General features: G+C 36.0%; 17 protein-coding genes. 11 read left to right on the forward strand and 6 right to left on the reverse strand.

Features of this window, described 5'->3' with window-relative positions; translation table 11 throughout:
• Positions 1-1,113 precede the first annotated feature (1,113 nt).
• The 3 genes from GYW75_RS01200 to GYW75_RS01210 all read left to right on the forward strand — a co-directional run bounded on the left by GYW75_RS01200 (position 1,114) and on the right by GYW75_RS01210 (position 4,208).
• Positions 1,114-1,656, forward strand: coding sequence for a hypothetical protein (locus GYW75_RS01200; protein WP_085164810.1), 543 nt, complete (start codon positions 1,114-1,116; stop codon positions 1,654-1,656).
• Positions 1,657-2,632: 976 nt separating this feature from the next.
• Positions 2,633-3,556, forward strand: coding sequence for a hypothetical protein (locus GYW75_RS01205; protein WP_174798140.1), 924 nt, complete (start codon positions 2,633-2,635; stop codon positions 3,554-3,556).
• Between the two features lie 325 nt (positions 3,557-3,881).
• Positions 3,882-4,208, forward strand: coding sequence for a Grx4 family monothiol glutaredoxin (locus tag GYW75_RS01210; protein ID WP_034914241.1), 327 nt, complete (start codon positions 3,882-3,884; stop codon positions 4,206-4,208).
• An 84-nt stretch (positions 4,209-4,292) separates the two neighbouring features.
• Here GYW75_RS01210 and rnt read toward each other — a convergent pair whose 3' ends face one another.
• Entirely contained in the window at positions 4,293-4,979 is a 687-nt protein-coding gene (rnt, locus tag GYW75_RS01215; RefSeq protein ID WP_342366949.1) for a ribonuclease T, read from the reverse strand.
• A 221-nt stretch (positions 4,980-5,200) separates the two neighbouring features.
• Here rnt and GYW75_RS01220 point away from each other — a divergent pair, with 221 nt between their 5' ends.
• The 7 genes from GYW75_RS01220 to cysZ all read left to right on the forward strand — a co-directional run bounded on the left by GYW75_RS01220 (position 5,201) and on the right by cysZ (position 12,022).
• Positions 5,201-5,959: a Nif3-like dinuclear metal center hexameric protein gene (locus tag GYW75_RS01220; protein WP_174798141.1), complete on the forward strand. Its 759-nt coding sequence runs from the start codon at positions 5,201-5,203 to the stop codon at positions 5,957-5,959.
• 95 nt (positions 5,960-6,054) lie between these two features.
• Positions 6,055-6,933, forward strand: a complete 879-nt coding sequence (gene dapA, locus GYW75_RS01225) for a 4-hydroxy-tetrahydrodipicolinate synthase (protein WP_065589991.1) — start codon at positions 6,055-6,057, stop codon at positions 6,931-6,933.
• 30 nt (positions 6,934-6,963) lie between these two features.
• Positions 6,964-7,731 (forward strand): outer membrane protein assembly factor BamC, encoded by a 768-nt coding sequence (bamC, locus tag GYW75_RS01230; RefSeq protein WP_174798142.1) that lies wholly within the window; start codon positions 6,964-6,966, stop codon positions 7,729-7,731.
• Positions 7,732-7,796: 65 nt separating this feature from the next.
• Positions 7,797-8,507 (forward strand): phosphoribosylaminoimidazolesuccinocarboxamide synthase, encoded by a 711-nt coding sequence (purC, locus tag GYW75_RS01235; protein ID WP_034914211.1) that lies wholly within the window; start codon positions 7,797-7,799, stop codon positions 8,505-8,507.
• On the forward strand, positions 8,507-8,962 hold the full coding sequence (locus GYW75_RS01240; protein WP_065560553.1) for a DUF441 domain-containing protein: 456 nt from the start codon (positions 8,507-8,509) through the stop codon (positions 8,960-8,962). Before purC ends, GYW75_RS01240 begins: the two co-directional genes overlap by 1 nt.
• Before the next feature lie 4 nt (positions 8,963-8,966).
• Positions 8,967-10,991 carry a tRNA(Met) cytidine acetyltransferase TmcA gene (locus GYW75_RS01245; RefSeq protein ID WP_174798143.1) on the forward strand — a complete coding sequence of 675 codons (2,025 nt, stop codon included), beginning with the start codon at positions 8,967-8,969 and terminating at the stop codon, positions 10,989-10,991.
• 200 nt (positions 10,992-11,191) lie between these two features.
• Positions 11,192-12,022: a sulfate transporter CysZ gene (gene cysZ, locus GYW75_RS01250; RefSeq protein WP_174798144.1), complete on the forward strand. Its 831-nt coding sequence runs from the start codon at positions 11,192-11,194 to the stop codon at positions 12,020-12,022.
• A gap of 8 nt (positions 12,023-12,030) precedes the next feature.
• Here cysZ and GYW75_RS01255 read toward each other — a convergent pair whose 3' ends face one another.
• The 3 genes from GYW75_RS01255 to GYW75_RS01265 all read right to left on the reverse strand — a co-directional run bounded on the left by GYW75_RS01255 (position 12,031) and on the right by GYW75_RS01265 (position 13,802).
• Entirely contained in the window at positions 12,031-12,219 is a 189-nt protein-coding gene (locus GYW75_RS01255) for a YpfN family protein (RefSeq protein WP_065589987.1), read from the reverse strand.
• Positions 12,220-12,291: 72 nt separating this feature from the next.
• Positions 12,292-13,431: a succinyl-diaminopimelate desuccinylase gene (dapE, locus tag GYW75_RS01260; RefSeq protein ID WP_174798145.1), complete on the reverse strand. Its 1,140-nt coding sequence runs from the start codon at positions 13,429-13,431 to the stop codon at positions 12,292-12,294.
• A 14-nt stretch (positions 13,432-13,445) separates the two neighbouring features.
• Positions 13,446-13,802, reverse strand: coding sequence for an ArsC family reductase (locus GYW75_RS01265; RefSeq protein WP_174798146.1), 357 nt, complete (start codon positions 13,800-13,802; stop codon positions 13,446-13,448).
• A gap of 1,124 nt (positions 13,803-14,926) precedes the next feature.
• Between GYW75_RS01265 and GYW75_RS01270 the strand changes: the two genes are divergently transcribed.
• A complete protein-coding gene (locus GYW75_RS01270) occupies positions 14,927-15,901 on the forward strand; it encodes a hypothetical protein (RefSeq protein WP_238786371.1) in 975 nt (324 codons plus the stop codon).
• Between the two features lie 357 nt (positions 15,902-16,258).
• On the opposite strand, the gene pdxT is transcribed toward GYW75_RS01270, so the two are convergent.
• Both pdxT and pdxS read right to left on the reverse strand, forming a co-directional pair.
• Positions 16,259-16,858, reverse strand: a complete 600-nt coding sequence (gene pdxT, locus GYW75_RS01275; protein ID WP_174798148.1) for a pyridoxal 5'-phosphate synthase glutaminase subunit PdxT — start codon at positions 16,856-16,858, stop codon at positions 16,259-16,261.
• Positions 16,858-17,745 (reverse strand): pyridoxal 5'-phosphate synthase lyase subunit PdxS, encoded by an 888-nt coding sequence (gene pdxS / locus GYW75_RS01280; RefSeq protein WP_174798149.1) that lies wholly within the window; start codon positions 17,743-17,745, stop codon positions 16,858-16,860. The genes pdxT and pdxS overlap by 1 nt, the downstream gene beginning before the upstream one ends.
• Between the last annotated feature and the right edge of the window lie 61 nt (positions 17,746-17,806).

Raw genomic sequence — 17,806 nt, forward strand, 5'->3', positions numbered from 1 at the left:
AAGAAGATATTACTCAGTTTTTTAAAGATATTTAGTATGTTATGGTAGATTTATAGGTGGCTCGTTTTTTAAACTAATAGTGATAAAAATCAGACAGAAAACTTATTGATTTTGTTGATTTCTTTGTTTGGCTATTTTTAGTAAATTAAGGGTTTATATAGCGAATATACCATCAATCCCTTAAGCTTAAGTGATTATTGGCATGATAGTGGTTTACACTTGTTAACAATTAAACTTAGCTTGCCTAGTAATCAATTTTTGTCCGTATAAATCGATAATCACCAACAAATATAACCAACCTTCACTTATTTTAATATAAGCGATATCAGTTATTTATATTGCATTAGGCTTATAAGGTTAAATTGTCAATCTAACGTATTGGGAACGATATTATTATGGATGCTGGTATTTATGTCATGGTTGACTTCGTAATCTAAATTGTTGCAAAACATGGCTAATATGAAACTTGATAGTCTATATCTCTGGCATCATGAGGCGACTCTGCTTACTCAAACTTGCCTTATGGTGCCAATACTGCTTTTTGATATACTCGAATTTTACTGATTTAATGCGGTATTTTAGCCAGACATAATAACCTGATGTACTGACGCCAAGTAATTGACACACCTTGGTTATGAAATAGGTTATTAAATGATTTTTCATTTAGGTGAGCTTCAGCGACTTAGATTTTGGTTTTAGGGTGTTTCCAAAAAACAGGAAACTTATGTTGTTGTGACATATTTGTGCCGTAAATAATGTAAAGTAAACTAAAAAATAGTGAATAAGTATACAGTAATCGAATTAGCTAACATCTTCTTTTATTAATTTATAATAAATTAAAATAATACGTGTCACTCTTAATCAATTGGTCGTTGGTCTAAGTTCAGCAAGGATCACAATTCTGAATCAATATATCAATTAACATCTAAAATTTGTTTCCAAATTAGTAAATTTGTCAAAATAACAATAAAAAATTTATATTAAATAATAATTGAAATTAAACAGATCATAATGCATTATTCTTCAGCTTATTAAATTTAAAATAAAATTATTATTAGCATTAGTTCTGCTTAGGTTGATATAGGTTTATTTAATTAGAAGATGGTGTAGGGAATGATTGAAACAATTAAAGATTATGTAAAAGATAGGAAATTGATTAAAGAGTTATTAATTAGTTATGGGGTATTTTTGTTATTTTACATATTTTGTATGCGAGCTGATAATTGTGAACAAGCTGGTAGTGCTGGTATGGTGATGATATTGGCATCAATTTGCTATTTATTTTTTTTTATTACCATGTTTATTAAATCAGCGAAAATGATCCTATTTGGTCCTAAAGATAATAAATCAACTTCATTTAAATCGTTAATTATTAAATTTTTATTATTTGTATTTGCCATTATATCGATTCTAGGACTGGGTACATTTTTATTCCGTATCAATTATTTAACTATGGAAGATTTTGATAATGCTGTCTATTTATTTATTGATACAGATTATTTTCTAACTGATTTCTTTGTTTTTGTTATTATGTGGAGTTATATATTTGTATTCCCTTTCGTCATTTATTTTTTTATTCTTCTTATTTTAAAAGTGATGAAATTTTTTACTACATTCATAACACAAAAAATTAATAATAAGTCCATAAATCACTAGTGGTAATTGGTTGCGATTATTCACTTTATTTAGCTAATTGTAGGAATAATCGCATTATTACATTAAGTTAAAGAAAATAAAGTAGGTGCTTCTTTCAATTGAAAGGCATAAAATTTTGTATAATATAATTTTGCTAAAAACATAACATATGTGATAACTAGTTTGACTAGTCATTACTGTTTGTCTATATAAATCGATAATTATGGGCAAATATAACCATCTTTATCTGTTTTAATATAAGTTGTATCAGTTACCCATGTACTATTGAGTATTTTATGTCCTTTGCATTATGATGCAGACTCAATGTCTTTAAGTTTTTTGTTAATTTATCCTGCCTAGGTGTTAGTAAGTTTGCTGATAGAGAGACGAGCATCAGATAACGAATAATTTGCTGTTTGTTGTTTGAATTTGACACTCAAATTTTTGACTTTAGTATTTTCTCTTATGATTTTTATTTATATTTTGGAGGCAACTTCTGTCCAATTTGGGACGAGGAGAATATTATGGATAAATGATTAAAGAGGAAGAAAGCATAAAAATTTACTAACTCAAACGTTATCACCAATATTAATAATTCCACAAAAAGCTAAATGGCCATAAATATAACTTTATATTTTTATTGAAAATTTATTCCTATCTAAGGCTGAATTGTTTTCATCTTTACATTTCTTTACAAAAAATTCGCTAAAAAACTAGCCAACTATTTTTTTAATGGTTATACTTTTATCACTATAGGAAAACATGCTTATTAAATAAGCGAATAATTATAAAAATCTAAATAAAACAAATAATTACTTGACAGGCGAAATAAAATGCATTATTATTTTAGGCACAAGGCACAAGGCACAAGCACTGGCAAACCTATGCCTTAAATTTATCAAATAATTTTATCCGGCGAGTTTTTGCACGAAACTCATTTATATTTTCCAAATTATCTCTCAACTCATCATCGAAGTTGTTCCGAAAAATTTTGTTGGTGTTGGGGCTGTTATTATTGCCCTATTTATGGAGTTTAGAGGCATTGGCTAGCACAAGTGGTCGAGCGAATAATTATCGTAGTGATGCCATAATATTACCATCAGAACCATTACCAGATGAACCTTTTATACCAGCTATTAGTTATGTAAGGCCAAATAAGGATTGGGGTACAGATCAATATGCAGGCCCTATTGACGCATGGAATGTAAAAGAGGGATTTCCCATTCAATCAGATCCAAAATCTAATTTTCCAACCACAGGGGCTGATGGATTATTTTTTGACTTAGCGATAAAGGGCGTTGATCCAGATCAATTGACATGGACACCAGTCACGCATGATGGAATAACCGTCACCGTAAAAAGGACAATGACAAACGATAGATGGACTAAAGAAATGGTAACACGTGTTACTCTAAAGGGGCCAGAGGCTAGATTTCAATGGTATAATCCTTATCCAAGTCGAATTACTGTACCAAGGTTACCGTGGGAATTCGTATTAGTGGGGAGAGATAGAAGCGGTAATGAGATAGTAAGATATGCATTTGTATTACAAAAGTGGTTTGTTCACAGAGGAGATCAAGGAGCGTATTCTTTTCAGCAAGCTGATTGGTGTAGGGGGTTAGGATATCGTATACCACAGGTAAAGGATCTGACTAATGCTGTGTGTTTTGGTTTGAATACAGATAGGCGATGTAATGGAGCTGTCGGTGCTACGCCATCATCAACAGGTAATCATTATCAGCGCCGAATAGGGGCAGGATTTCTTACGGAATGGGGGCTGTTGGCCGGTTACTCTGGTACAAACTTCAACCGCTTCGGAGAGTACTGGACAGGTGATGATTCATTCGTTGTAAATGGAAATGGTAGCGTGATGGGTCTTTTTCCAAGTTTCTCCTCGTATGTGATTTGTACAACTCCTTAGCATTTAATTCTTAATCCTTGAGTGATAGGCTAATTAAAGAAAGCGCCTTCTGCTTAAGCAGAAGGCCACGAGTCGACAAAGAGGCTCCTTGTGCAAAGGTAAATCCAGTAAAACCCACTTATCCCAGCTAAAAAACGTCAGGGATTAGGTTGGTTTTATTATTTTCTATTTTAATTGTTTTAAAAAATAACGCCTCCATAATTTGCTCTAAAAATCCCCATTAAGTAGCTTGGTTATAAGATACCAGTAGGAACAAGCAAAATTGTACGTTAAAATAGCTCGCATTATTACAATAAATTACCAAGGAAATCGCATGACGACTGAAATGACAACACTCGACAAAATCAAAAAACAAATTGCCGATAACCCGATTATTTTATATATGAAAGGTTCGCCAAAATTGCCAAGCTGTGGCTTTTCGGCTCAGGCGGTGCAGGTTTTGTCGCAATGTGGTGAAGCGTTTGCTTACGTTGATATTTTACAAAACCCTGATATTCGTGCCGAATTACCTAAATTCGCTAATTGGCCAACGTTTCCACAATTATGGGTTGAAGGCGAATTAGTAGGTGGTTGTGATATTATGCTAGAGATGTTTCAAACAGGCGAACTGCAAACGCTTATTAAGCAAACTGCGGAAAAGTATAAATCCTAATTTAATGCAGTATGGTAAATTAAGCGCGCAAAATAGGCGTGCTTTTTTATTTTTGTAAATTAATACTGTTTACTCTTGAAATTGTTACTGTTCATATTGTTGTTTATTATCTAAATCTTTTTCGATTTTTGTATCTACATCGGAATCTGTAACAGCCAAAGGCCATCCTCCAAGTGATTTAAGTCGATTAACAATTTTACAAAAAAGTATTGCCGTTTTTTGTGTATCATATAGCGCACTGTGAGCTTGCTTATGATCGAATGTGATTTGCGCTGCTTGACAGGCTTTGGCGAGCACTGTTTGGCCAAAAACCAAACCACTGAGCGACGCAGTGTCAAAGGTAGCAAATGGGTGGAATGGGTTGCGTTTTATGCCTGTGCGTTCAGCAGCCGCCATTAAAAAACTATGATCAAAGTGTGCGTTATGAGCAACAATCACTGCTCGAGTACATTCACTAGCTTTTATGCCAGATCTAACCATTTTAAAAATTTCGTCTAAGGCGAGCTTTTCGTCAACACCGCCACGAAGTGGATTATCAGGATCAATGCCATTAAAAGCAAGGGCTGCTGGTTCTAAAATTGCACCACTAAATGGATTGACATTAAATTGTAAGGATTGATCTGGCCCTAGCCAACCATCTGGGGTCATTTTTAAGGTGATAGCGGCGATTTCTAAAATAGCGTTGAGTTTTGGATCGAATCCAGACGTTTCAATATCAATTACAACAGGATAAAACCCACGAAAGCGTTCACATAATTTGGCGTTTGGCACGTTAATTTTTCTTATCTATCAAAAAAGGTGTTATTATGCCATCTTTTAACCAGTTCGCCTAGCATTGGCTACAAGAGTTTGTATTCAATTTGTTAATCTTTGTAAAAAGCCAATACAGTAGTTTTATTCAAATTACATTAAACCAATGAGTAGGTGCGATTATTGGTTAAAGTGATTATAATCATCAATTATTATTAAATAATATTAAAATTGAGCGAATAATGCACAACTTTGAATTAGAACAGATTATTAATAACGAACTACAAATTAGTCGTTATCGTGACTATGCGCCAAATGGATTGCAAGTGCAGGGGCGCAAGCAAGTGAATAAAATTGTCACAGGCGTGACCGCTTGCCAGTTATTGTTAGATAAGGCGGTTGAATTAAAAGCTGACGCAGTTCTGGTTCATCATGGTTATTTTTGGAAGAGTGAACCACAAACCATTACAGGTATTAAATATCAAAGGATTAAAACACTGTTAACTAACGATATTAATTTATATGGTTATCACTTGCCATTAGATGGTCATGCTGTTTTGGGCAACAATATTGAACTGGCTAACTTATTGGGTATTTCAGTCGATAAACGCAATGACATTACCGATCTGCTTTTTACTGGTACATTAAACAAGTCACTTACTGCTTTACAATTTAAACAACAACTTGAGCAAGTATTACACAATAACCAACAACGTGTACTATTTTGTGGAGATAATGCTCCACAAGTTATTAATCGTATTGCATGGTGTAGTGGTGGAGGGCAAGATTATATTGAACAAGCAGCATTAATGGGAGTGGATGCTTTTTTTACTGGCGAAGTGTCTGAACGCACTATCCATATTGCACGTGAATATGGTATTAATTTTTATGCCGCTGGACACCATGCTACCGAACGTTACGGTATTAAAAAATTGGGTGAATGGTTAGCGAGCTGTTACGGTGTTGAGGTTATTTTTGTCGATATTGATAATCCTGTATAACAAAAGTTGAATTTAGTCTAGAAATATCGCATACTTATCCGCAGATTTTTATTCTTTACGTTGTGTTATAAACCAATTATATGAGAGGTCATTTTATGTTTACAGGAAGTCTGGTCGCACTTGTTACTCCCATGGATACAAAAGGAAACGTTGACCACGTAAGCTTAAAAAAATTGGTCGAATATCATATTGCAAATGGAACATCGGGTATTGTTTCGGTTGGTACAACAGGCGAATCAGCAACACTTGATCACCATGAGCATATTGATGTAATTAAAAGAACAATTGACTATGCTGATGGGCGCATTGCCATTATTGCTGGCACAGGCGCAAACGCAACGAAGGAGGCTATAGAATTAACCAGTAAGGTCGAAAATATTGGCGTCGTAGGCTGTTTAACGGTTGCACCTTATTATAATAAACCGACACAAGAAGGTATGTATCAGCACTTTAAAGCTATTGCCGAAAGTACGGAGTTGCCACAGATTTTATATAATGTACCAGGCCGTACGAGTAGTGATATCAAGCCTGAAACTGTTGGACGGTTAGCTAAAATCAAAAATATTGTTGCATTAAAAGATGCAACAGGCGATCTTTCGAGAGTTTATCCTACTCGAAAATTGGTTGGGCCTGATTTTAAATTATTGAGTGGTGATGATTCAACCTTTTTAGATTTTATGATTTTAGGTGGCGATGGCGTTATTTCTGTTACAGCTAATGTTGCAGCTAAGGCGGTTGCTACAGTTTGTCAGCTTGCGGCTAATAATCAAATTAAAGAAGCCCGCAATTTAAACGATACTTTAATGGCTTTACATCACAATTTGTTCATTGAACCCAATCCAACACCAGCTAAGTGGGCTTGTGCAAGATTAGGTTTAATGCAAAATGCAACAATTAGATTACCAATGGTCTCATTGAGCACATCGTCAATTCCTGCGGTTGAACAAGCGTTAAAAGACGCGAATTTATTGTAATATAACCTTTAATTTTAAAAGCAGATATTTATGTTAAATAGCACATTAAACAGAACATTAAACTTAACCTTATTTAAAGGTAACGTCATTAAAAAAACAGCTGTTTTAACCGTTGTGACTTCTTTATTTCTTGTTGGCTGTGGTAGTGATCAAAATTATAAGCGTGAAGTTGAAGGTAATGAAGATTACCTTAAATCACCTACGTTAAAGCCGTTAATTATTCCTGAAGGTGTTTCGGTGCCTGCGGAAAGTGGCGATTTTTATGTTGTTAAAACTGAGGTTAAAGGCGAATTAGGTAAAAAGCTTGATATCAGACCGCCAATTTTACCGATCCCAACTATTCAAGATGCATTTGCGATTTATAATAACGGTTCGGTCACTTTTAATGTGCCATTAAGCAATAATGTCTGGGATCGTATTCCTAACAGCCTAAATAAGAAAAATATCTTTATCGCTAGCCGTGATAATAACAGCATTAAAACCAATAAAGCCTTTATGGTGCGTGCAGACGAAAATCGAGCCGTTGAAGCCAGTTATTCAATGACACGAAACTTGGTAGGCGATACTGAAACAATCACCATTTCAATCACCTCATTAACCCGTGGTACTGAAGATTTAATTTCGCAACCAATTGAAGTGCAACGCTATGTTGTAAGTTTATTTAATGACATAATGGATGATGTTGCACCTGATTCAGTTCGGGCTGTACCACGAAAAGCACAAGATAAAGAGGCTGAAAAAGAAAATGCCGAAGGCAAAAAACCAGCAACAGCAGTAAGCGGTGCAAATCAAGAGTAAGTTTGGAATTTAAGGAGCGAATAGCTCCTTAATTATTTATTGGCAATTGATATAAGGTTATAAACATGAAAAAGTTGGCTGAGCTTTATCGTGGTAAAGCTAAAACAGTATATACCACCGAAAACTCCGATTTATTAATTCTTGAGTTTCGTAATGATACATCGGCATTTGATGGCTTGCGTATTGAACAGTTAGATCGTAAAGGCATGGTTAATAATAAATTTAACTATTTTATTATGAGCAAATTGCGTGAAGCTGGCATTCCAACTCAAGTTGAAGCCTTATTATCTGACAATGAAGTGCTGGTTAAAAAGTTGCAAATGGTACCTGTTGAATGTGTGGTACGTAATAGAGCAGCGGGCTCTTTAGTTAAACGTTTAGGAGTTGAAGAAGGTAAAGTTTTAAATCCTCCTACGTTTGAATTATTTCTAAAAAACGATGCATTGCATGATCCAATGGTTAATGAATCACACTGCAAGGCTTTCGGTTGGGCTAGCGATGATCAACTTGCTAGAATGAAAGAACTTAGCTTTAAAATTAACACCATCTTGACTGATTTGTTTGATAAAGCAGGACTAATATTGGTTGATTACAAACTCGAATTTGGATTATTTAAAGGCGAAATCACTTTGGGTGATGAGTTTTCTCCTGATGGTTGTCGTTTGTGGGAAAAAGAGACAATGAAAAAAATGGACAAAGATCGCTTTCGCCAAGGTTTAGGGGGTGTGATTGAAGCCTATGAAGAAGTAGCAAAACGAATTGGTGTTCCTTTGTAATGTTCGCACAGTTTGATATCTCTTTTTTTCTACTTTTGGGGTTAGCGGCGCTTTGTTATTTAACACACAATAATACCGTGACATTTGCAGTGCTATTATTGTTACTGTTTAAATTAACGCCGCTTGCCACTTATTTTCCGTTTTTAAATCAATATGGCTTAACAATTGGTATTGTTATTTTAACTGCCGCAATGATGGTGCCTTTAGCTGATGGCTCGTTAAAAATAGGCGATATTGCTAAATCATTTACCACTTGGCAATCTATATTAGCTATTTTTGTTGGAATTTTAGTATCGTGGCTAGGTACGCGAGGTATATCCCTCATTGGTGCGCACCCTACAATTATTAATGGTTTAATTATTGGTACGCTAATTGGTGTGGCTTTTTTCAAAGGTATTCCTGTTGGTCCTCTGATTGCTGCAGGTATTTTGTCGTTGTTAATTGGAAAAAGTTAACCTTATGCACAAGTATCCCAACAGCACAAGAACGCTATGGGTGTTACAGGGTGAAGCCACACAGTTATTCGAGCAACTTAGCCAGGCTATTTGTCATTACTCAGGTGATTGGTTAACGGTTACATCTCACTTTGAACTTTCTAGTTATTTACCCAACACATTAATTTCTGATGTAATACCGCCCAATCAAACTAAACAGTTATTGGGACGACAGTATCGACATGCTATTTTTGATGCAACGGTAGGATTTAATCTTGATGCCTTTGCTATGCTTGTTGGTACGTTAGTTAAAGGTAGTATATTGGTTTTATTCTTGCCTAAGAATCTGTCTACTTGGCATGATCAAGATAGCTTACGCTGGAACGAAAGCCAAATGCCCATTAATGTGCCTAATTTCGTTGCACATTTAATACAGACTTTAACTGAATTTGGTTTATCAATTTATCCTAAAATTTCATCAAAACAGGTTATATCCTCTAAGATATCCCTGCCTGAAGTTATTATTGATGACGTTTGTGATTTAGCCGAGCAACAAGCAACTTTAAAACAATTATTAAATAGCACTAAGCCTATTAACGTATTAGTCGCTAAACGTGGACGCGGTAAATCGGCACTAGCTGGATTATTTAGCCATTACCAACGTTGTATTGTGACAGCACCAAATAAATCAGCACTGACCATCTTTTTTGCTTTTGCTAAGCCCGATACCCCATTTTTTGCCCCAGATGAATTAATTGCTCAATCATGTATTACCGTTGCCGATTATTTAATTATTGATGAAGCTGCCATGATCCCACTTCCCATGCTGGAAAAATTGTTAAAACTAGCTAAAACAAATAACACTCGAGTATTATTAACAACGACTGCTGATGGGTATGAGGGCACAGGACAGGGCTTTTTGTTGAAATTGTTATCAAATAAAGCATATCAATATTTTCAGCTATTTAGCCCTATCCGCTGGCAGGCAGGCGATATGCTAGAGCAATTTAGCGATCGATTGTTACTTAATGGTTTATTAACACAGGGCGATAATTTTGATGCATGCCCATCATTAATCCAATATTCAAAAGTTGAACGTAATAATGTTGATACATTAAGGTCAATATTTTATTTATTGAAAGTAGCTCATTACCAAACTACGTTAGTTGATTTAAGACGTCTGTTTGATGCGCAAAATTTGACAATTTGGCAAGCAACAGCTAACAATAACCAAATAGCTGCTGCACTCACTGTTGTTGAAGGTAACTTACCTGATAGTTTAATCACCGAAGTGTGGCAAGGTACGCGTCGACCAAAAGGTAATTTAGTAGCACAGTCGTTAGTCGCCCACGCAGGTGAGCCGCAGGCGGCTAAATTGCGCTCAGTTCGGATTAATCGTATTGCGGTTATTAGTGCCTATCGGCGACAAAATATAGCAAGGCAACTTGTGCAAACTATCTTTGAAGATGCCAAAGCTCAGAATATCGACTTTTTATCGGTTAGCTTTGCTTATACCCCGTCTAATTACCAATTTTGGATTGCTTGTGGGTTTGTTTTGGTGCACGTCAGTAGTCATAAACAGGCAAATAGTGGTAGTTATTCAGTTATGGCGCTAAAGCCATTAACTGATTCAGGGCGAAATCTAACCATTAAATTAAAACAAAAATTACAGCGTAATGTTTATTGGCTCAAAGATATTATTGATTTACCATTTACTGAGATGATTGAAAGTAAGGATAAGTCACAACTAACACAAGATTTAGACGCCTACGATTTGGATGAACTAAACGGATTTGCTTACTATCATCGACCGTTTGAAGCCACTTATGCCACACTGTGTCGATTAGTTCGCTATAATCAAACGCATCAACAATGGCAAAAACCACAATCACAACCACAGCAACAACTAACATTGCCTGTGTTATCAGCACTGATAAAAAGCAAAAACAATCAATCTTTGCTCATTAGTTCATATCAACTTGCAGGAAAAAATGCATTAATGCAAACCATCAAGCAAGAGATCAAAACATGGTTAGCAATTCATAGTTAGCGATTCATAGTTAGTAAATAATGGCAATAATGTGCTTTTTGACGAAAAAACCAATAATAAAGATAGCTGATTATCATTGCAGGTTACCAAGGGCTATGTTTACAATAGTTACCATGTTTAAGTTCAACTTAATTTTTACCCAACTAGTTTAAACTTAACTAGTTTCAACATAATTCGTTTTAATTAAAAAGGAATCGAATGTGACGCAAAATAAATTAGAAAACCAAGCACAACATCGCCATTCAAAAAAACAAACTCAAAATCCAAACAATCAACCCACAACAGGTATTGAGTATTTTTTTAAAGGTTGGTCATTAGCGTTTAGTCCAGGCATTAAGCGATTTGTTTTTTTACCATTAATTGCCAATGTTGTGATTATGTCAGCATTATTTTATTGGTTCTTTACGGCTATCTCGGGCATGGTTGATTGGGGAGTGTCGTATATGCCAAGTTGGTTGCATTGGCTTGGTTATATTATTGTTTTTATGGTTATTTTAGCTTTAGTTATTTTGTTTTGTTATTTCTTTAGTACGGTAACCAATATTATAGCGGCTCCGTTTAATGGCTTGTTAGCTGAACAAGTTGAAGCACAATTAACGGGGATTCCCGCAGCAGATATGTCGTGGATGAGTCTTATTAAGGATCTTCCTCGTATTTTTAAACGTGAACTACAAAAACTAGTTAACTATTTATTATGGGCAATTCCGATACTGCTAACTTACTTTATTCCTGTTATTGGGCAATCAGTAACGCCAGTGGTTTGGTTTTTATTTACCGCTTGGCAAATTAATATCCAATATGCTGATTATGCCTTTGATAACCACAAAATTACTTTTCACCGTATGCGTGAATTACTCAAGCAAGATCGGGTAGATAATTTAACTTTTGGTATGATAGTCAGCTTTTTTACCATGGTGCCATTGCTTAATTTAATTGTTATGCCTATTGCGGTATGTGGCGCAACGGCAATGTGGGTTGATCGCTACCGTCATCAAGCCTTATTTGATAGTAGTAGCCAAGACTTTCGTTAAGCAGGGAGTTATTTTTTCTTCGTCGAATTTGTTGATGGCCAATCGTCGTCATCATCTTGATAAGGGATAGGTTTTATCCCTTTCTTTTTTTCAAGATACGCTTTATAACTTAGTCGATTCAGCGCCTTAATAGTATTAATAAAAATCCCAATTAAAATCACCACAATTATCCACCAGTAATCTTTAAGCCATTCCATCGTACTTCCTCTTAGATAAAAATCGCTATCTCCAAGTTATAATAGCTAGGCACAATAACAATTGTGCCACAATTATGCCAACAGTAATTTTTCTAATATGCGGTTATAAATTGCAGTTAAGGTAATTATATCTTTGCAGTTGGCGTTTTCGTTGATTTTGTGAATAGTCTTATTTAATACACCTAGTTCGATCACTTGACAGCCCATTTTAGCAATAAAGCGTCCATCCGACGTACCGCCGCTGGTCGATAGCTTGGTATCAATGTTGGTAAATTCCTTAATAGCACTTGCAGCAGCATTAGTTAAATCTCCTTGTGGCGTCAAAAAAGGATGTCCTGATAATCGCCAAGATAACGTATAGTTCAAATTATGTTTTTGTAAAATTTGCTCAACGCGCGCTTTAATTATCGTATCGGTCAATTCACTACTATAGCGAAAGTTAAATTGCACACTTAGATCACCCGGCACAACGTTTTCGGCACCTGTACCACCATTAATATTGGCAATTTGCATAGTTGTTTGAGGAAAATACTGATTGCCTTCATCCCAAACAGTGCTAACTAGTTCATTTAATGCAGGAGCAAAGCGATGGACAGGGTTATCGGCAAGGTGAGGATAGGCCACATGACCTTGAATACCATGCACAACTAAATTAGCTGTTAGTGAACCACGGCGACCGTTTTTAATTTGATCGCCAAGTACAGCATCGCTTGACGGTTCGCCCACGATACAATAATCAACACGTTCTTGACGTTTCATTAGCAAATCGACAACCTTAACAGTGCCATCGGTTGCATCGGCTTCTTCGTCCGATGTAATTAAAAAAGCTACTCGCCCAGCGTGATTTGGATGTTGCTTAACAAAATCTTCAGCCGCACAAACCATGGCAGCAACGCCACTTTTCATGTCAGATGCACCACGTCCATAAAGCACGCCTTGTTCATCAATGGTTGGCGAAAACGGAGGATAAAGCCATTTGCTTTCATCACCAGCAGGTACGACATCGGTATGTCCTGCAAACATTAAGGTTTTGCTGTTAGCTTCGCCATGATAAGCCCATAAGTTTTTGGTCTTTCCAATATTAACTTCTTCAATAGTAAAACCGAGCGGTTTTAGCCGTTCAATAATCATTTTTTGACAATTTTTATCGTCAGGACTTATTGATTTTTCGGCGATGAGTGCTTGAGTCAGTGCAATAACAGGTTCAGTCATAGTGGTCTCGATTTTTATTTAGATTGCGAAATAAATTGTGAATAAAGTTCCTCTGAAAAGCCCAACAATGCACGCTTCCCATCGATAAGCAAAGGGCGTTTTAAAATAGATGGATTGGCTAACATAATCTTTTTAGCCGTTTGAGCATTATTGACCTCAGCACGAATAGATTCATCTAACTTACGCCAAGTAGTACCTCGTGTATTGAGCAAGCTTTGCCAATCAACTAATTGTAAAAAATCATCCAACAGCTCGTCTGAAAGCCCGTTGGTTTTATAATTATGAAATTGATAGCTTACATGATGATCATCAAGCCAAGTAAAAGCTTTTTTCATCGTGTTGCAGTTTTTGATACCGTAGATGATGTACATAGTAGGTGATCCAACATTGAAAATAATAATAAAGATTATAACAGTTATCGGCCTGATGCGGCAAACTAAAGGGATTTATTTGTTTTAATTCATATTAATACTCATAGCTAATGTTAGTTGTTAATGCCAAATAGTCGCTAGTGAAAGCTTGAAATTTTAAATATTTTGGATGGTGAGTTAAGAAATGAATTTTTGAACAGATAATTTCACTCATTTTAAAAAGATCAAACTATTGCTAACCCTTTTTTTTTAACAATAAATAAAATCAAATAAAAACAACACACTAAAAAAGCTCTAAAAAAAAGGGTTTTCAAAAGCAAAAATCCTATTTGTCTTTTGCGAAACAAGGTTTATATTATATCGGTTTCTAGTTTACCGCCGAGTAGGCGGTTTAGAAAATATGCAGCACAGCATTAACGCACACACCATAGTTTACCGCCGAGTAGGCGGTTTAGAAAAATTTCGGATATTTATTTTTATCAAATTTCCAGTTTACCGCCGAGTAGGCAGTTTAGAAATTGTTTTATCACTACTTGCTTTAAATCGATTAGTTCACTGCCGTGTAGACGGTATTTTGTATAAAAAATAGAAATTTCTGTATAACTGGTTGATTTTAATAAAAATAAAAAAATTAAATAAAATCAATACTCTACCTAAACGATTTTATGGGCGTAATACATCCCATAACATGATAAGGATTATATGTCCATTGGTTGTTAGGTAATTCACTAATTCCTTAGTTTAGAAATTATCACCAATATTCATTATTTTCACAAAAGTTAAGACTTACAAAACCTAACACCGTATTCTAATTAAAAAATTGCATAAAAAACTAGCCAAGTTTTTTTAAAATAGCTATACTTTAATCTCCTTAAAGGAATAGTTCATTAAACAATCAAATAAACATAAAAATTAAAATAAATCATTAATTTACTTGACAGGTGAGCCGTAATGCATTATCATTTTAAACACCAAACACCAAACACCAAACCTGGCAAAACTATGTCTTAAATTTATCAGATAAACACACTAGTTGGATTTTTAACCCCACCACGTTTATATCTTCAAAGTTATTTTTCAAATTATTATCAAAATTATTCCGAAAAGTTCCGTTAGTATTGATATTGTTATTATTGTCTTCTTTATGGAATGTACAGGCGAATGGCAAAAAGGTTCGAACGGGTAATCGTAGTGATGCAATACTGCTACCGTCGGCAGTTATCCATTATGCAAGGCCGAATCTATTTTTGGGTAATGACGAATACGCAGGTCCAGCTGACATATGGAATCCTAAGAAGGGCTTCCTAGTTCAATCAATCGATCCTAAATCATACAACCTCAATTTTCCAACTACAGGAGCGCATAATTTATATTTTGATTTACTTATAACAGGAATAGATGTGAGAGACTTGACATGGGAACCGGTCACGCATGAGGGAATTACAGCAACAGTGACAAATGTTGTAGCTAATAATGACTATTGGATTCCTTGGGAGGATTTTGCAAAAGTTGTCGCCCGTGTTAAGTTAACAGGTCCAGAGGCCAGAAATCAATGGGATAATCCAAATCCTAGCCGAATTGCTGTACCAAAGTTACCGCAAACGTTTGAGTTAGTGGGTAGAGATAGATATGGCATTGAGGTAGTAAAATATGGATTTGTGTTGAGGCAGTGGTTCGTCGTTCGGGATAATCCCAATGGATATGTTAATGGTAGACGTCATAATGACCAGTTAGCATGGTGTAATAATATAGGCTACCGGATGCCAAGGATCAGGGATTTAACTAACGCGGCAGGTCCTGTAGGCGCCAGCCCATCTTCATCAGATAATAATTACATGCGCTATATTGGTGCAGGCTTTTTTTCCGAGTGGGGCAGCATGTACGGCTACACTGGTGCTAGCTTTGTCGACAACCGCTACTGGACGAGCGATACCGACGACAACTACTGGATGAGCGATACCGACGACGACTACTGGAAGGAAGCTGCTAAGGTTAAGGATAGCCACCCGTTCACTGTGGGCTCACACTTTGGCAACTTCTATGGGTACTTCCCGTTTTACAGCACTTATGTTGTTTGCTCCTTGGACCTTAGACCTTAGTCCTGAGGTCGCCGAGGCCAATATTTAGAAACACCTATTTTGATACTTTAACTATCATAAAATTGTTTACCGCCGTGTAGGCAGTTTAGAAAACCCACGAACAGTTTCTCCCCGCATTTCTGGCGTTCACTGCCGTGTAGGCGGTTTAGAAAAGTATTCAAATCAAAGCGCATTCATAGAGTGCGTTTACCGCCGAGTAGGTGGCATATAAATCAAAAAAGCCCTCAGACGAGGGCAGTGGATGTCTACCGACAGAATAGCTGGCTATGGTTATTAGCTGTGTTCAGAAATTTTATTGAACGCTTAAGCTAGTCATTAATAATCTATTATCAACAATATAAAATAAATATTAATAAATTAATTACAACATTTCTCAACAAAGTAACGCATAATTCGATTATCGACGGTTAGTTCGGGATGAAATGAGCAAGTCAAAATGTTATCTTGCTGCGCCATTACACAATGATTATCAATAAAAGCTAGCTGATTGACTTGCTCACCAGCTTTTGCAATATATGGAGCACGAATAAATACTGCTGGAATTTGCTCACCAATAGTTGGTATATCTAACATTGTCTCAAAGCTGTTAATTTGCCGACCAAAACCATTGCGTTCAACGCAAATATCCATCAAATCTAATAATTCGACTTCGTTATGAGTTGTCGTTTTGCCACAAAGCACTAGCCCAGCACAAGTACCTAAAATTCCTTTGCCTTGTTTAGCAAATTGTTGAATGGGCGCTAAAAGCCCATTTTGTTTAATTAATCGACTAATTGTGGTCGACTCTCCGCCGGGAATGATTAAACCATCTAAATTAGCTAATTGTTCCGGTTTCTGAACTAGTGTTGCTTGTACATTATCAATACTATTTAGCATCAAAATATGCTCACTAACTGCTCCTTGTAAGTTGAGCACACCAATGTACTTAACATTGCTTAGTTTGGATGATTTTGCCATTACCAACCTCGATCTTGCATTCTTTCTGATTGAGCAAGTGTGCTGATTTCAATGCCTTTCATGGCCTCGCCTAATCCTTTTGATAATTCGGCTAATCGTGGATAATCATCAAAATAAGTAGTAGCTTGCACAATGGCTTTGGCAAATTTTTCTGGATTTTGAGATTTAAAAATGCCCGATCCAACAAAAACACCATCAGCACCTAGTTGCATCATAAGTGCTGCATCGGCAGGGGTCGCAACGCCACCAGCGGCAAAATTCACAACTGGTAACTTACCTAGTTGTTTTACTTGTAATACAAGTTCATAAGGTGCGCCAATTTCTTTAGCAAAAGTCATTAGCTCATCTTTTGATTTTCCTGTTATCAAACGGATTTGCTCATTGACTTTACGTATATGGCGAACAGCTTCAACAATATTCCCTGTTCCTGGTTCGCCTTTGGTACGTAACATTGATGCTCCTTCACCAATTCGACGCAGTGCTTCACCCAAATCACGACAACCACAAACAAAAGGCACGGTAAATTCATCTTTAAGAAGATGGTACTGTTCATCGGCTGGGGTTAGTACTTCGCTTTCGTCAATATAATCAACCCCCATTGATTCTAAAATACGTGCTTCAACAATGTGGCCAATACGTGCTTTAGCCATAACAGGTATGCTAACAGCATTCATGACTTGTTCAACAATAGTAGGATCTGCCATTCGAGCGACACCGCCAGCTGCTCGAATATCTGATGGTACTCGCTCTAAAGCCATTACCGCAACTGCACCAGCTTGTTCGGCAATTTTAGCTTGTTCAGCATTAACAACATCCATAATTACGCCGCCTTTTTGCATTTGTGCCATACCACGTTTAACAGTCTGTGTTCCTGTAATTTGATTCATTTTTTACTCCTAGTTGAAAATTGGCCTTGTTTGAAAAGTATTATTCAAAAAGAAACAGTTA

It is taken from the genome of Gilliamella sp. ESL0232, assembly GCF_013346885.1.
GTDB lineage: Bacteria > Pseudomonadota > Gammaproteobacteria > Enterobacterales > Orbaceae > Gilliamella > Gilliamella bombi.

Bases quoted from the DNA above. Each gene is read 5' to 3' on its own strand.
- purC (WP_034914211.1), top strand. From the start codon at position 7,797: ATGAAAAAGTTGGCTGAGCTTTATCGTGGTAAAGCTAAAACAGTATAT.
- GYW75_RS01200 (WP_085164810.1), top strand. From the start codon at position 1,114: ATGATTGAAACAATTAAAGATTATGTAAAAGATAGGAAATTGATTAAA.
- bamC (WP_174798142.1), top strand. From the start codon at position 6,964: ATGTTAAATAGCACATTAAACAGAACATTAAACTTAACCTTATTTAAA.
- GYW75_RS01265 (WP_174798146.1), bottom strand. From the start codon at position 13,802: ATGTACATCATCTACGGTATCAAAAACTGCAACACGATGAAAAAAGCT.
- dapE (WP_174798145.1), bottom strand. From the start codon at position 13,431: ATGACTGAACCTGTTATTGCACTGACTCAAGCACTCATCGCCGAAAAA.
- GYW75_RS01245 (WP_174798143.1), top strand. From the start codon at position 8,967: ATGCACAAGTATCCCAACAGCACAAGAACGCTATGGGTGTTACAGGGT.
- GYW75_RS01240 (WP_065560553.1), top strand. From the start codon at position 8,507: ATGTTCGCACAGTTTGATATCTCTTTTTTTCTACTTTTGGGGTTAGCG.
- dapA (WP_065589991.1), top strand. From the start codon at position 6,055: ATGTTTACAGGAAGTCTGGTCGCACTTGTTACTCCCATGGATACAAAA.
- GYW75_RS01220 (WP_174798141.1), top strand. From the start codon at position 5,201: ATGCACAACTTTGAATTAGAACAGATTATTAATAACGAACTACAAATT.
- pdxS (WP_174798149.1), bottom strand. From the start codon at position 17,745: ATGAATCAAATTACAGGAACACAGACTGTTAAACGTGGTATGGCACAA.
- pdxT (WP_174798148.1), bottom strand. From the start codon at position 16,858: ATGGCAAAATCATCCAAACTAAGCAATGTTAAGTACATTGGTGTGCTC.
- GYW75_RS01210 (WP_034914241.1), top strand. From the start codon at position 3,882: ATGACAACACTCGACAAAATCAAAAAACAAATTGCCGATAACCCGATT.
- GYW75_RS01255 (WP_065589987.1), bottom strand. From the start codon at position 12,219: ATGGAATGGCTTAAAGATTACTGGTGGATAATTGTGGTGATTTTAATT.